At 50.5% G+C, this 14,515-nt stretch carries 10 protein-coding genes; 3 read left to right on the top strand and 7 right to left on the bottom strand.

Going from position 1 to position 14,515, the window contains the following annotated elements; all coding sequences use genetic code 11:
- Positions 1-25 precede the first annotated feature (25 nt).
- The gene (locus HZB61_03915) at positions 26-1,120 is read right to left on the bottom strand and encodes a radical SAM protein (GenBank protein ID MBI5055744.1); all 1,095 of its coding nucleotides are present in this window, start codon (positions 1,118-1,120) and stop codon (positions 26-28) included.
- 171 nt (positions 1,121-1,291) lie between these two features.
- Here HZB61_03915 and HZB61_03910 point away from each other — a divergent pair, with 171 nt between their 5' ends.
- Positions 1,292-2,668, top strand: a complete 1,377-nt coding sequence (locus tag HZB61_03910; protein MBI5055743.1) for a dihydrolipoyl dehydrogenase — start codon at positions 1,292-1,294, stop codon at positions 2,666-2,668.
- Here HZB61_03910 and HZB61_03905 read toward each other — a convergent pair.
- Together HZB61_03905 and HZB61_03900 are read right to left on the bottom strand one after the other, a co-directional pair.
- Complete coding sequence (locus HZB61_03905) at positions 2,665-5,220, bottom strand: cation-translocating P-type ATPase (GenBank protein MBI5055742.1); 2,556 nt, start codon at positions 5,218-5,220, stop codon at positions 2,665-2,667. The genes HZB61_03910 and HZB61_03905 overlap by 4 nt on opposite strands.
- A gap of 66 nt (positions 5,221-5,286) precedes the next feature.
- Positions 5,287-6,963, bottom strand: coding sequence for a glycosyltransferase family 39 protein (locus HZB61_03900; GenBank protein MBI5055741.1), 1,677 nt, complete (start codon positions 6,961-6,963; stop codon positions 5,287-5,289).
- 161 nt (positions 6,964-7,124) lie between these two features.
- On the opposite strand from HZB61_03900, the gene HZB61_03895 reads away from it, so the two are divergent.
- Both HZB61_03895 and HZB61_03890 read left to right on the top strand, forming a co-directional pair.
- On the top strand, positions 7,125-7,865 hold the full coding sequence (locus tag HZB61_03895; protein MBI5055740.1) for a glycosyltransferase family 2 protein: 741 nt from the start codon (positions 7,125-7,127) through the stop codon (positions 7,863-7,865).
- Positions 7,862-8,593, top strand: a complete 732-nt coding sequence (locus tag HZB61_03890; protein MBI5055739.1) for a VTT domain-containing protein — start codon at positions 7,862-7,864, stop codon at positions 8,591-8,593. The genes HZB61_03895 and HZB61_03890 overlap by 4 nt, the downstream gene beginning before the upstream one ends.
- A gap of 24 nt (positions 8,594-8,617) precedes the next feature.
- On the opposite strand, the gene HZB61_03885 is transcribed toward HZB61_03890, so the two are convergent.
- The 4 genes from HZB61_03885 to HZB61_03870 form a co-directional block, all read right to left on the bottom strand.
- Entirely contained in the window at positions 8,618-11,014 is a 2,397-nt protein-coding gene (locus HZB61_03885; protein MBI5055738.1) for a molybdopterin-dependent oxidoreductase, read from the bottom strand.
- A 254-nt stretch (positions 11,015-11,268) separates the two neighbouring features.
- Entirely contained in the window at positions 11,269-13,149 is a 1,881-nt protein-coding gene (locus HZB61_03880; protein MBI5055737.1) for an NADH-quinone oxidoreductase subunit NuoF, read from the bottom strand.
- A gap of 147 nt (positions 13,150-13,296) precedes the next feature.
- Positions 13,297-13,680, bottom strand: coding sequence for a (2Fe-2S) ferredoxin domain-containing protein (locus tag HZB61_03875; GenBank protein MBI5055736.1), 384 nt, complete (start codon positions 13,678-13,680; stop codon positions 13,297-13,299).
- Between the two features lie 89 nt (positions 13,681-13,769).
- The gene (locus HZB61_03870) at positions 13,770-14,489 is read right to left on the bottom strand and encodes a response regulator (protein ID MBI5055735.1); all 720 of its coding nucleotides are present in this window, start codon (positions 14,487-14,489) and stop codon (positions 13,770-13,772) included.
- Positions 14,490-14,515 lie beyond the last annotated feature (26 nt).

Genomic DNA, 14,515 nt, shown 5'->3' with positions numbered 1-14,515 from the left:
GTCTGCACGGGGCCCCTCCATCCAATTATGTAGAGACGCCATTAATGGCGTCTCTACAGGCAAATTTAAAAAGAGGGCGGATATATTTTTTATATAAATTTTTGGGCCGCTTCATCTGTTCAATAATTTCGTTCATGGACAATTGCGCATAGACATAGGATTCATGCAGGCAGTGATTATAGCAGGTCCTGCACTGCGGCGACAACCGTTCTTCAAAGCGCTTTCTATGCTGATACACCTTGTTAAGGTACTCCTGAAATGAATTGAGATATTCAGAACCTTCCGCGTAGCAGTAACACGGGAACTTGAGTTTACCCGAAGGCGTAACGCTTACCAGGCTGTGAAACATGCATTTGAGGTTTTGTTCCCCCTTCAGGAACTTTCCAAAGTTGATGCTGTTAGCGACTTTTAAGTCCTGGCGGTTGATAATATAATCTCCAAGGCGTTTCAGATCCGTCTCATCTAACGTCAATGTATCATCATTGTTGACCATCGGGTTTAAATAGACACGGTCGCTGAAACCGGAAATGAACTTCACCATTTCATGAAGAGAATTTATATTCCTTTTACTCACTACGGTATTTGTATAGATCAGGTGTCCGGCGCTCTTCGCATGTCCGATGTTCTTCATTATCAGATCGAAGTGTCCTCTTAATTTATTATGCTCTTCCCTCAGCCCGTCAACTGAGATCTGGAAAAAGAACCGGCTTCCCGGTATAAATTCCGGGAAGTCCTTTTCTAAGACGCTTTTTAGTGTAATCCCGTTTGTCAGCACCCCGGTGATCTTCCCTGCCTCCCTGCATGACCGGACGATCGTTCTTGTTGTATCAAGGATGTCGCCGAATATCAGAGGCTCGCCGCCGCTTAACAGTATGACGGAACTGTCGATCTCGCTTATAAGGGACAGCGCCTTGACCGCGTTGAGTACCTTGAAGTTTTTATTGTCGTTCTTATACAAGCAGTAGGGACAGGACATGTTGCATCTGTCAGTAATTCCAACGTGCATGGTGGTGGGCCTTCTGGGATCGCCGTTATATTTCCTTAAAGTGCTAAGCCGCACCCCGGCATTCTTGAGATTTCTTAAGACAGGAGACTGCTTGTGATTATCCTTGCTGGGCATACTGATTATTTAGCTTTCCGGACTTATTTAATATCATATTATAACCTTGAACAGTTATACAATTTTTCGGCTAATGAAGGTTGAAACTGTAACGTCAATACCTTTCCAACATCAGAAATGGTGATATAATTCTATTGTCATTTAATGAAAATCGTGCGAGGTTGGTGAATCATGAAAAGATATGATGTTGTCGTGGTTGGAGCGGGAGATGCGGGGCTGGCAATTGCATTTAACGCGGCATCGGATGATTTGAAAGTGGCCCTCATAGACAAGGGAAATCCGGGAGGGACCTGCGTGAATACAGGATGTGTCCCGTCAAAGACGCTGATACACACTGCCGACAGGGTCCTTGAGGTCAGGGAGGCCGCAAGGCTCGGCATTCAGGCGGAAATAACCAATGTCAATTTCAGTGCGGTCATGGAGCGGATGAGGGGCGTCGTTACCACAGGCATAGACGGGATAAAAGCCGCACTCGAAGATACCGCCAACATCGATTTCTATAACAGGCAGTGCAGCTTTATTGATGACCATACACTTGAGGCCGGTGATGAAAAAATAAGAGGGAAGAAGATCTTCATCGCCTCAGGCGCCCGCCCTGTGGTCCCGCCGCTGAAGGGATTGGACAATGTCCCGTATCTGACCAACGAGAGCGTGCTTGGACTTAAAGAGAAGCCTGAAAGCATGATCATCATCGGAGGCGGATACATAGGGGTTGAATACGCGCATTTCTTTTCGGCAATCGGCACAAAGGTCACGGTGGTCATGAGAAACGCAAGGCTCCTGCCTTTTGAGGAGCCGGAAATATCGGAGCTCTTAAAGAATGAATTGGGCAAGCGTGTTGAAATCCTCGCGGCGGAGACGGAGGAAGTGAGGCAGGCTGACGGCGGTTACGCTTTGCGGGTGAAGGATGTCGGAACGGGTGAGTCAAAGGAGATCTCAGCGGAAGCACTTATGGTCGCTACCGGAAGACAGTCTAACGCGGACCTTTTGAAGATCGAAAACGCGGGACTTGAGGCGGACAGAGCCAATTTCATAAAGGTTGACGATTATCTCCAGACCAATAAGAAACACATATGGGCGCTGGGCGATGCCATTGGAAGGGCGATGTTCACCCACGCAGGAGATAAGGAAGCAGAGATAGCATGGCACAATGCCACAAAGAGAAAAAAACTAAGGATGGATTTTCAGTCCGTTCCCCACGCTGTGTTCACTTGTCCTCAAATTGCCTCAGTCGGCCTGACAGAGGAGAGTGCGCGGCAGGCCCACGAGATCCTTGTGGGCAGGGCGAAATATTCAGACACGGTAATGGGGGAGGCCATGATGGAGCAGGAAGGTCTTGCAAAGGCAATAGTTGAAAAGAACACCGGAAGGCTCCTTGGCTTTCATATCATCGGGCCTCACGCGGCGATGCTCATCCAGGAAGTAGTCAATGCGATGATCAACAAAGGCAATGTAAAATCGATCACAGGGTGCATGCACATATTCCCCGCCCTTTCAGGCCTTATAACGGAGACGCTTGGGAACCTTGAAGCCCCGTCTGCTTCTTAATACAAAAACTTTTTTCGCTGCCTGTTAATTATCTTGAAACCTTCAAACCAGAATATGCTGACGGCCCCGGCTGCTGCACTGACGATGAGATCGGTATAGTGCAGTGTGCTGAAGTGAAACATCTCTCTTAAAAAGGGAATATAAAGGACCATTCCAAGAAAGAAAAGCGCCCCTGACAGTACCCACCAAAGGGCTGTATTCGGGGTACGCAAGGTGCTCCAAATAGTGCGTGACCGCGAGCGGTTCGTCAGGATCAAACCGATATTCGCGATAATAAGCGTGGTAAAACTCAAGGCCCTGGCGTCTGTTTCACCCTGTCCCCTTTGCATCGCTGTAAGGAAGACGGCCAAAACAATGATCAGTACGCTCAGCCCCTGCAACAGGCTGATGGCTATGTTCCTCCTGTTAAACAAAGGCTCATGAAGGTTGCGCGGAGGTCTGTCCATTATGCCGGATTCTTCACGTTCAGCTTCAAAGACAATTGAGCAGGCTGGGTCAATGATCAATTCAATGAACACTATATGAAAAGGTAAAAGCACAAGGGGCCAGTTGAAAAGCACCGGAAGCAGCGACATGCCTGCGATTGGAACATGGATTGCCAGGATATAGGTCATGGCCTTTTTCAGGTTGTCGAAGATCCTCCGTCCCATTCTCACAGCCTGCACGATGGAAGAGAAATCATCGTCAAGCAAAACAATAGAAGATGCCTCACGCGCTACGTCCGTGCCGCGCCCTCCCATGGCAATTCCGATGTGTGCCGCTTTAAGCGCTGCCGCGTCATTGACGCCGTCGCCTGTCATTGCAACGACTTCGCCGTTTGCCTTAAGCGCGTTCACTATGTGCAGCTTTTGCTCAGGCACGACACGCGCGAAGATATTGGCTGTTTTGATCCGTTCCTGAAGTGCTGGTCCATCCATTCTGTCAAGTTCCGCGCCGGTAATGGTCCCGTCTGTTTGTTTCAGCCCGATCTGTTTCGCAATGTTCTGGGCGGTGACGGGATAGTCTCCGGTGATCATTACAACCCTTATGCCCGCGCTGTAGCATTCTTTAATTGCATCCGCAACTCCGGGGCGCACAGGGTCTGCCAGGCCTATCAGGCCGAGAAACTCAAACTTAAAATCATGCTGTTCACCGGGTAGTGATGTTTGTCTGAAATCCGATTTGGCCACGCCTATTATCCTCAGGCCTTCTTTAGCCATCGAGTTGATTTTTTCCGACAGGCTTTGGATCTGCTCAGTATTCATGTGGCATATATCCGCGATGGCCTCGGGCGCGCCTTTGGCAGCGATGACATAATTCATATTGTCAGGCGACTTCCAGACCCGCGACATGGCAAGAAGTTTCTGGGACAGGGGATATTCCTGCACCAGGGTCCAGTTATCATGAAGGTGTTCCGTATCAGAAAGGGCGCTCGTGCCGAGTTCCCTTAACGCTGTTTCCATTGGATCAAATGGCTTAAGCTGGCTCGCAAGTATGCTGAACTCCACGGCCTCGTGGAATTCTTCAGGAAGGTCATTGTGCGCATGACTTATATCGCAGAACTTTCCGTCTGCAAAGACCTTCTGCACGGTCATTTTATTTAGAGTAAGTGTGCCGGTCTTGTCCACGCACAACACAGACGCTGAGCCGAGTGTCTCCACGGCAGGCACCCTGCGCGTGAGGACCCTTTTCCGGGAAATTCGCCATGCCCCCAACGCGAGGAATACGGTGAGCACTACAGGAAACTCCTCAGGCAGCATTGCCATCGCAAGGGTTATCCCGGCAAGGAATCCGTTCAGCCAGTTGGCCCTCGTCAGGCCATACACGACAACCACAATACTGCAAAGGGACAGTCCGAATATTGCGAGATTGCGCACGAGCTGCCCGGTCTCTTTTTGCAAAAGCGTTTCTTCCGGTTCAATTGACTGCAGCGCCTTTCCGATTCTGCCAAGCTCGGTGTTGATGCCGATGGCCTTTACCTGCGCGATAGCGAAACCCTGTACCACAAGTGTCCCGGAAAAGACAAAAGGCAGGTCGTCGCCTCCGGGGCGCGCCATTTCTTTCATGCCGTCACAAGAGGTTTTACTGACAGGCACGGATTCACCAGTCAGTAAAGATTCATCAACCGAGAGATTTGTGCATGAAATGAGCACAGCGTCAGCAGGTACGCGGTCGCCTTCGGCGAGGACCAGGATGTCGCCCCTTACTACCTCACGTCCCGGTATTCTTTTTTGCACTCTGTCCCTTATTACCAGGGCGCGGGGGCTGGACAGGTCCTTGAGCGCTTCCAAAGCACGCTCGGTCTTGCGCTCCTGGTAAAGCGTGATGCCCATGACTATAAAGACGAAGCTCAGCAGCATCACGGCCTCCCTTATATCGCCTAACAACAGATAGATCGCCCCGCCTGCGATCAGAAGCAGGAACATCGGTTCGCGGACCACTTCAAACGCAATGGCGAAGATGCTGCGCTCCCTGGCTGAAGGGAGTTCATTATACCCTTCCTGTTTCAGCCTTTGGGCCGCTTCTGCTTCAGAAAGCCCTGAGACGGTATTGATGTCAAGGTTATTTTCCAATGTCCCTCTCTGTTGCCGGGTTTCATAGATATTTTAATTCTACAGGATGATGGTCCCTGTTGCTAATCAGGATATTTTCCCGACCGCGATTGCCCTGTCTCCCCGGCGGCGGCTTTTGTATTTCCTTGAATATATTTCTTCTGAATGGATCTCCTTCAGGAAGATATTTTTATCTTCCCCGGTGATAACATCCAGGAGCTCGGCGTCATAGATAAAATAAATCCCGCCTTTTTCCTTTTTCAGTTCTTTCAAATCCGCAAACGAATTCACCTGGCGTACTTCCCTGTTTAAATAGCAGGTTATTGTCAGATACCTCCTGTACCCCATCTCGTATACCACGCCAGCATCCTGGGGCAATAAAAGGTCTATCTCACTGGCGATCTCCCTGGGATTGCTTCCCCGTTTTTTATCAAGCCCGACAGTGATGTCAGTGTAGACCAGAAAAAAGAGCGCTGTTATGGCCGTCACATATACGGGGACGTGCGGCAATCGCGCGGAACCGGCTTTATATAAAACAACCATGCCTGAGATCATAAGACATGCAATGAAAAATAATATCAAGAAAGAAAATTTCAAATGCAGGGCGATGACCGCGGGGATGACTGCAACTGCCAGGGAGAGCGTCAGTATCGCAAGGACCTTTAAAAACTTCACAAAGAATACTTTGATTGCCGGAAAGGCCTGCATCTTTCTGAGATACAATTCAAAAACAAACCCTACCGCGAGGGCGGCAAAAGGATATGCGGGGAGAAAATATCTGTACCGCGTGTTTGGAAGCAGCCAGTAAAAAGGCAGATTGACGGCGATCACGACAAAAGAAAACGTAAAAAATTCATTGTCGAATAATTTCCCTGCTTCCTGCCGCAGGTCTTTATAAATTGCAAGGGGAATAAGGAACAATAAACACGGCAGAAAAGACGGCAGCAGCTCAAACGGATATTCGAGCACTTGCAGCAGGTATGCTGAAATGTGTCTGCTTTCAGTGCGCTGCATTCCCTCGCCGAGCCACATGTGTATGTAGCGTTCAAGCGTTGTCCACTGAAGTAGCAGCATTAAATAAACAGCGAGGACGAGAAGCAAAAGGCCTAACCCGAATACATGCGCCTTTGAAAAGAAAAATGAGATTCTTTTCCTTAAAAGCAGGTACGGTATTATGGACATGTAAAAAAACATTAGCATCTGGGGGCCCTTTGAAAGAAATCCGATCCCGGCAAGGGACAGAGTAAGGCCCCACAGCACAGCCGGTTTCCATTGCTTTAAATATCCGTTTATCCAGAGAAGGAGGATGAATGAGATGACAAAGGTCTGAAGGCTGTCTATCTCCGCCTCCCTGCCTGCCCTGACCGGCCCGTACATGCAAAGCATCATAAGGGCGGCGAAGAGCCTGCCCTCTCTTGCCAGCCATTTCTTAGATAGAAAATAAACAGACATCCCGGTCATCAGCATCAACAGCACGGAGGGCAGGCGGCTGGTCCACTCATTCACCACGCCGAACAAACCGCCGCTTGCGGCCATGAGCCAGTTCATCAGGGGAGGCTTTGCGAAGTATGGGTTTCCGTGCAGCATGGGCATTATCCAGTTGCCGGTCCTGAGCATCTCTTTGGCAACGATTACCCTTACAGGTTCATTGCCGTCCCAAACCGGAATTCCAAGGAACGGGATGTAGATGATCGCGCCGAAGATAAGGAGCAATAAGCAATCCCGGAGTGTGTATTTTGTCTCTGAAAATGAACTTGTGGACATGTTTTGAAATGATACAACATAGAATGAAAAAAAAGACATATCACGCGTTTCATTGTCATTCTTTTGCCGTCATGCTTATGATTGTTCTATAATAACCCGCGAGGTATAATCATCAATGATAACCGCCGGATTATCTGAAAGCGAGATGGAAAAATTCTGATATGTTGACTCCTGAAATCGAACTGACAGTCATCATTCCCGTATACAACGAGGAAGAGAACATCGGACCTCTGATCGGGGAGCTTTTCCCCGTTCTCAGGAACACAGGAAGGCCCTTTGAGGTCATATACGTCGATGATTTCAGTACCGACAACAGCTTTTCAGTGCTTGAGGAAATGAAGAAACGATATGCGGAACTCCGCGTGGTCCGTCACAGGAGCAACTTCGGACAGAGCGCGGCTGTGGCAACAGGTTTTGCTCACGCCAGAGGGAACATTCTTATCACACTTGACGGAGATCAGCAGAATGATCCCGCCGATATTCCCCTTCTGCTTGAAGTCATGGGCAATTTTGACGCGGTCTGCGGTGTGCGGAAAAAACGCGAAGACAATTGGGTCAGGAAGGTCTCATCCCGTATCGCCAACGGGTTTCGCAACTGGGTCACAAAAGACAAAATCACTGACGCGGGATGCACATTCAGGGCGTTAAGGAGGTCCGCTCTAAGGGAGGTCCCTATCTTTAACGGGATGCACCGCTTCCTCCCGACGCTGCTTCGTCTCCAGGGATACTCCGTGAAAGAGGTCCCGGTCAATCACCGGCCGAGGACGCGCGGACAGACCAAATACGGGATAGGCAACCGCATGTTCAGGGGAATAGTTGACTGCTTTGCGATGAGGTGGTGGCGAAGGCGGTGTGTGCCGGGGCATAGAGTTGATACCGATAACGGAGAGAACTTTTCATGAAGGACATCGGTCTTGTCGGACCGGAAAACGGAAAGAACAGCCTGAACATCATAAAAACAATACTGCTGACTTTTCTGCTCACAGGCTCTCTGGCGCTGGTCCGCTATTCCCCATTGGGTTACTATCTTGACCCTGCGCACGTGCACCTGCTGCAGGAAAAGCTGGCAGGATATCATTCAATGGCGCCTGTCATATTCTTTGCAGGCGGCGCAATACTTATTGCCATGGGCGCTCCGCGCTCAATCATCCACATTCTGGCTGGTATGGTCTTCGGTTTCTTCAGCGGGACATTATTGTCCACCGCGGCTGCCGTCACCGGTTCCGGCGTGCTTTTCTGGCTTACACGTTTTTTAGGACGCCCGCTTTTTCATCAGAAGATCGGCAGCCGTCTTAAGGCTGTTGAAGGCCATCTTCAGAGCCACGGGTTACTGGTGATCATAATGATGAGGCAGCTCCCTCTGACATGCATGTTTGTCAGCATCCTGATAGGGCTGACCTCAGTAAGGACATCAGTCTTTATTTTAGGATCGATCATCGGCCTCCTGCCTGCGGCCGCGATCTTCACACTCTTTGGAAGCAGCGTACGCGGGGGCTTCGCTTTAAGGGTCTCCATTGCTTCATGTCTTTTGGTCCTGCTTATCCTGACGGTCAAGACATTCTACAAGCGCTCTCCGCTGGGCAGGGAGTTGTCGCAAAAATTATCAAAGGACAAGGCAGAAACAACTTAGTCTCAGGCCAAGGACCTCAAACCATCATGCTGTTTCAACCCTCACTGCATCCATTGAAATTCCTCCGTTACCCGCAAGGTGAGTAAGCGCGCTTACCCCGCTGTGAGGGAAATGCGCCGGCACATAGACAAAACCGTCCGGGACCTCATCCGAGACAGCGGCCTTAAGATACGCCGAGCCTCTTGGCGAAGTTACTTTGACATGAGCGTTGTCTGAAATGCCAAACCGTTCCGCGTCCTTAAAGTTTATTTCAAGCCGCGCCCCGGAAGCGACAAGGCCAAGTGATTTCGATTTCGTTGACATACTGCCTGAATGCTGAAGCACATCCCTGACTACGAGTTTGAACGGATAGTCCGCAGCAGGCCCTTCGCAGGAGACATATTCAACCGGGTTAAAGGTCCTGTGGATTTCATCCTGCGCCGGTCTTTTCAATAAGAGCGACTTTATCTCTTCCTGCACGGATTGAAGATTTGTTATCCCCAGGTCTTTTCCCATTACAAGCGCGAGATTTCTGAGGACCATCCAGTCAGGGAGCGAATCGCCTGAAGGCCCCACGAGTTTGTGGACCTTCTGCATGACTCCTTCGGCATTCATGTATGTGCCGTCTTTTTCTGCCCAGCTTGAGGCAGGCAGGACCACGTGCGCGAGCTTTGCGGTTTCCGTAAGAAAAATGTCCTGCACGATCAGGAGGTCAAGTGACTTCAGTTTTTCGATGACACTCCCGCTGTCAGGAAAATTGACCGCCGGGTTTTCTCCCATGAGATACATGGCTTTTATGCCGCTGTTCTCACTGTAAAACATTTCGAAGATCCCCTGACCATGAAGCGCGCTGTCAGGCCTGACGCCCATCTGATAAAGGCCGAAGGTGTTTGAGTATTCAGCGGGAATTTGTAGAGCATCAGGGCCTTCGCCTAAAAGATTGATCAAATTTGCTGCGGCCAGGGCCGTGTCCAGTCCTTTTGTATTTTCGGATGCGCTGACGGAAAGGGAGATCATCCTGCTCTTTGCCTTCGCGATAGTCTCAGCAGCGCTGATAATTTCATCTTCGCTGACACCTGTGATCTCGGAAACCTTCCCTGTTGTGTAATTTTCAAGCATCGCCTTGAGAGAATTGAACTCAGGGACTTTTTCCGCAACGGCAGTGTCAATAAGCCCCCTGTCGATTATCACTTTCATAATACCGTTTAACAGGGCAACGCCGGTCCCGCTTTTCATCTTCAGCCACTGTGTGCTGTGCCTTGTTAATTTTGTCTCCCTGCCGTCGGCAACGATGAGCTGCGCACCCTGTCTTTTTGCCTGAAGGATGTTGAGGCCGGATACCGGATGGGTCACGGAAATATCCGACTCAAGAATGAGTACCACTTCTTTGCTAAGCGGGGATTTCTGGTTTATCCTGTGGCTGCTTTGACCGAATGACATTTTCCATGCCTTCTCAGCGAGGCCGTAGCCGAAGGCCGCGGAGGAATCGATATTGTCCGAGCCGATGGTGTTCCTCATAAATTTCTGTAAGACGTAATTGTCTTCATTCGTGCAGCGCGGCGAGCCTGTCGCCCCGATGGAGGAAGGGCCGTGCGCGGTGATTATATTTTTCAACTTGCCGCGTATATAATTAAGCGCCTCATCCCATGAGGCAGGCACAAGCTCTCCATCTTTCCTTATCATCGGGGAGTTGAGACGGTGTTCGCTGTAGATATAATCAAAGCCGAACCTCCCCCTGCCGCAGAGATCGCCTTCGTTTATACCCTTGTCCTGCAGCCCTCTTGCCCTCAGGATCTTTCCTTCCCAGATTCCGAGCGTGAGGGTGCAGCCGCATCCGCAGAAGGGACATATCGTGTCCTTCTCTTCGAGTGCCCACTGCCGCGCCTTGAATTTGGAGGTCTTGTTCAGAAGCGCGCCTGTCGGGCATACATCAATGCATTGCCCGCAGTAATCACATTCAAGCGCCTCGCCGTATGCGGGCTGAACAACGGTTGGAAAACCTCTGCCGATAAAACCCAAAGCCCCGCGCCCCTGATGTTCCGCGCAGAGCCTCACGCACTTGCCGCAGAGCACGCACCTGTTGGCGGTCAATTCTACAAAAGGCCCCTTTGTATCAGGCAGCGCGTGTTTCCTGTCCCTTACAAAACGTCCCGCGGGTTTGCCGTATTGAAAGACCAGCTCCTGCAGATCGCACTCGCCTGCCTTGTCGCATACCGGACAGTCAAGCGGATGGTGCACCAACATAAGCTCAAGAACGGTCTGACGCACCTTTTTCACCTTCGGGGTATCTGTCCACACGACAAGCCCTTCGGTCGCTAATGTCGCGCAGGACGCCTCCAGTTTTTTCTGTCCCTCGATCTCCACGATGCATAACCTGCAGCCGCCGTGAGGCGCGACCCTCCTGTCATAGCAGAGATTGGGTATTTTTATCCCGTTGCTCATTGCAGCCTGAAGAATGGTGCTGCCTTTTTCCGTACTGACCTTTTTTTACTTCTTACCTCTCACTTCCTACTTCTTACTTATTCTTTAACCTCTGCCATGGTCTTTTCAGCCATACTGGACATAAACTGCAAATCTGCCTCACTTGCCTTTCTCGCCGTTTATAAATAAAAGTTAGAAGTGAGAAGTTGGAAGTGGAAAGTAAAGAATCACTGCTCTCTTTTTTTACTTCTTACCTCTCACTTCCTACTTCTTACTTATTCTTTAACCTCTGCCATGGTCTTTTCAGCCATGCTGACCATAAACCGCAAATCTGCCTCACTTGCCTTTCTCGCTGCGGCGGGGAGGATCTTTATGGAATTGAACTTGCACGAATCCCAGCAGGTCCTGCAATGCACGCAGTGCTCCTGGCTGATCTTATGGGGCTCTTTCTTTTCGCCTGTGATCGCCTTTGAGGGACACGCCCTTTGGCACGCGCCGCATCCTTTACAGAGTTTTTCATCAATGTAGAATGTGCAGAGGTCGCGGCATACCCCGGTCGCGCACCACTTGTGATTAATGTGCATTTCATACTCGCGCCTGAAATACCTCAGTGTTGAAAGCACGGGGGTAGGGGCCGACTGTCCGAGACCGCAGAGCGACGCCTCGATGATATCGTGTGAAAGGTCTTCAAGGATTTCCAGGTCTCCTTCTCTGCCGCGTCCTTCAGAGATATCGGTGAGCATGTCATGCATTACTTTTGTTCCGACCCTGCATGGCACGCACTTCCCGCAGGACTCATCCGCTGTAAATTCGAGAAAGAACTTCGCGATGTTCACCATGCAGTTGCTGTCATCCATTACAACCATCCCGCCTGAGCCTACTATCGCGCCGCTGTCCTTGATGTCCTCATAGGAGACGCGGGTGTCCAGGTATTCCTCCGGGATGCAGCCGCCTGAGGGGCCGCCAAGCTGCACGGCCTTGAATTTTCTCCCCTTCTTTTTTATCCCGCCGCCGATGTCGTAGATTATTTTCCTGAGGGTTGTATCCATCGGGACCTCAACCAGCCCGACATTGTTTATGGCCCCTGTAAGCGCGAAGACCTTTGTCCCCGTGCTCTTTTCGGTCCCGAAGCTCCTGTACCAGTCAGGGCCGTTTAAGATGATCTGCGGGATATTCGCAAAGGTCTCGACATTATTCAGCACTGTGGGCTTGTCCCATAATCCCTTGACCGCCGAACGCCAGAGCTTCGGCCTCGGCATCCCTCGTTTTCCCTCAATAGAGCGCATCAGGGCCGTTGCCTCTCCGCACACAAAAGCGCCGGCGCCCTGGTAAATATCGAGGTCAAAGTTAAAACCGGTATTGAGGATATTTTCTCCAAGCAGCCCCGCGTCATAACACTGGTCAATTGCGATCTGGAGGCGCTTGACCGCTAACGGATATTCAGCCCTCACGTAGATGTAGCCTTTATGCGAATCAGTTGCCGCACCGCAGATTATCATTCCCTCGATGACAGCGTGAGGGTCGGCCTCCATGACCGACCTGTCCATGAAGGCCCCGGGATCGCCCTCATCGCCATTGCACACAACAAATTTCAGATCGGATTTGATCTTTAGACCGAGCTCCCACTTTTTTCCTGTGGGGAAGCCTGCGCCGCCTCTTCCCCTTAATCCTGAATCCGCCACCACCTTTATTGTTTCTTCCGGCCTCATCTCCGTAAGGACCTTTGCAAGCGCCTGATAACCGTCCCTTGCTATATAGTCAGCGATCTTCTCTGGATCAATAAGCCCCTTGTTCCTCAGCACCAGCGAGACCTGGTACTTGAAGAAAGGTATATCTTTCAATAAAGGGATGGCGGACTTTTTTTCCGGCCCGGTAAACATCAGCTTCTGATAAGGCCTGCCTTTGAGGAAATGTTCTTCAACGAGAGCGGGAATTTCTTCCACGGTCAGTTTCTGATAAAAGACCTCATCAGGATAAACAGCCATGACAGGCCCCTCAGCGCAATAGCCGTTACAGCCTGTCAGGACGATCTCTATTTCTTTATCAAGACCTCTCTTTTTCAGCTCTTCGTGCAGGGCGAGCGTTACCTTGCGGCTTCCGCTGGATACACAGCCCGTGCCTGTACATAACATTAAATTCGTGCGAATCGTTCCCATAAACAACCTCGTCTTTCTGTCATTCCCGTGAAAACGGGAATCCAGAGATTTCTGGAGGGTCTGGATTCCGGATCAAGTCCGGAATGACGGCTTAATTGAGTTTATAAATATCTTGCAATAGCCTCCCAAGCTGATTTCCGGTTTTTTTCAGCAAGTTGTTTCACAGCCCACTACGAGCGCGTATTTCTCCACCGGCCTGCCGCCAAGGACGTGCTCCCTGAAGATCTCCCTCGCCTTCTTATCATTGAGCTTGCAGTATTTCACGGGCGGGTGGTCCAGCAGCTCGACTGTCGCCAGAGGTTCACTCGCGCACAATCCGCCGCAGCTCGATTTCTTTATCAGCACATCGGTCACCCGGGACTTTGATACCTCATCCATCATGGCCCTCATTACCTTCATCGCGCCCGCGGCAATTCCGCAGGGCCCCATATGGACAATGACCCTGGCCCTGTATCCGCCATTTCTCAATGTGAATTCCGATGCGTATTTCTCCTTGATGTTTATAAGGTCTTCCACGCTAAGCTTATTCATCTCATTTCTCCTTTCCCACTTCTCCATTCCTCTGCGCCGTTGCAGTTAAATAAATACTTCTTTTGCGAATGAGCTCGCATAGCTGTATCTTAGAGATACTCATTGATACCCTTTCCTGTTTTGCAAATGACACCTCTCCATACTCTTTCTCCTGTGCCTGAATTTGAGCCGGCCTTGCCGCCTCCGGGTCCCGTCCTGAAACCGGAGTGCGATGAAACGATGCTGTGTATCTCAGCCGGGTATATGTTCAGACCCAGAGCGACGCGCTTTTGTATCACTGCCGGGAGGCAGCCGAAAATCTCCTGGGCGCGAAGCAGCACCGGTATCACCGGCACAGTACAGCCCGGCCCCCTGCTGTATTGCCGGATCACATTGTCCAGCTCCGCAAACATTGACGCCGGGAATTCTTTTTCCGGTTTATGTTCTGACGCGTTTGGCCGTATGCCTTCTATCGCTTTGTGTATCACGTCTTTTAACACCACGGGAGTAAGCGGCTTCATCATGTGGTCATGTATGCCGAGCTTGAGGGCCTCTTTAATTGTCTCCTGGAACAGGTAGCCTGTAATGACCACGATGCCGATCTCAGGCCGGAACTGTTTTATCCACTTTATGAGAGTGATGCCGTCAACCTCGAGCATGTTGAGGTCTGTTAAGACAAGGTCATAATTGTTCTGCCCCATTTTCAGCATCGCCTCTTTCCCGCTGAGCGCGCCCTCAACGTTATAGCCTTCGGCCTTAAGCACCCGCTCGGCGCTCATAATAATTATTGGTTCATCGTCTACGACCAGAATGTTGATTTTGTCCGTCATTGCTGCACCTCCTTTTTTAGCTATTA

The organism is Nitrospirota bacterium, assembly GCA_016214845.1.
In the GTDB taxonomy this organism is placed as follows: Bacteria; Nitrospirota; Thermodesulfovibrionia; order UBA6902; family UBA6902; genus SURF-23.
Note: the sequence above shows the minus strand (reverse complement) of the source record. Positions and strands in the feature narration are given on the sequence as shown.

What these genes read in the sequence shown, in the direction of transcription:
- HZB61_03915 (MBI5055744.1), bottom strand. Translation starts at nt 1,120, where the DNA reads ATGCCCAGCAAGGATAATCACAAGCAGTCTCCTGTCTTAAGAAATCTC.
- HZB61_03910 (MBI5055743.1), top strand. Translation starts at nt 1,292, where the DNA reads ATGAAAAGATATGATGTTGTCGTGGTTGGAGCGGGAGATGCGGGGCTG.
- HZB61_03900 (MBI5055741.1), bottom strand. Translation starts at nt 6,963, where the DNA reads ATGTCCACAAGTTCATTTTCAGAGACAAAATACACACTCCGGGATTGC.
- HZB61_03895 (MBI5055740.1), top strand. Translation starts at nt 7,125, where the DNA reads ATGTTGACTCCTGAAATCGAACTGACAGTCATCATTCCCGTATACAAC.
- HZB61_03890 (MBI5055739.1), top strand. Translation starts at nt 7,862, where the DNA reads ATGAAGGACATCGGTCTTGTCGGACCGGAAAACGGAAAGAACAGCCTG.
- HZB61_03885 (MBI5055738.1), bottom strand. Translation starts at nt 11,014, where the DNA reads ATGAGCAACGGGATAAAAATACCCAATCTCTGCTATGACAGGAGGGTC.
- HZB61_03880 (MBI5055737.1), bottom strand. Translation starts at nt 13,149, where the DNA reads ATGGGAACGATTCGCACGAATTTAATGTTATGTACAGGCACGGGCTGT.
- HZB61_03875 (MBI5055736.1), bottom strand. Translation starts at nt 13,680, where the DNA reads ATGAATAAGCTTAGCGTGGAAGACCTTATAAACATCAAGGAGAAATAC.
- HZB61_03870 (MBI5055735.1), bottom strand. Translation starts at nt 14,489, where the DNA reads ATGACGGACAAAATCAACATTCTGGTCGTAGACGATGAACCAATAATT.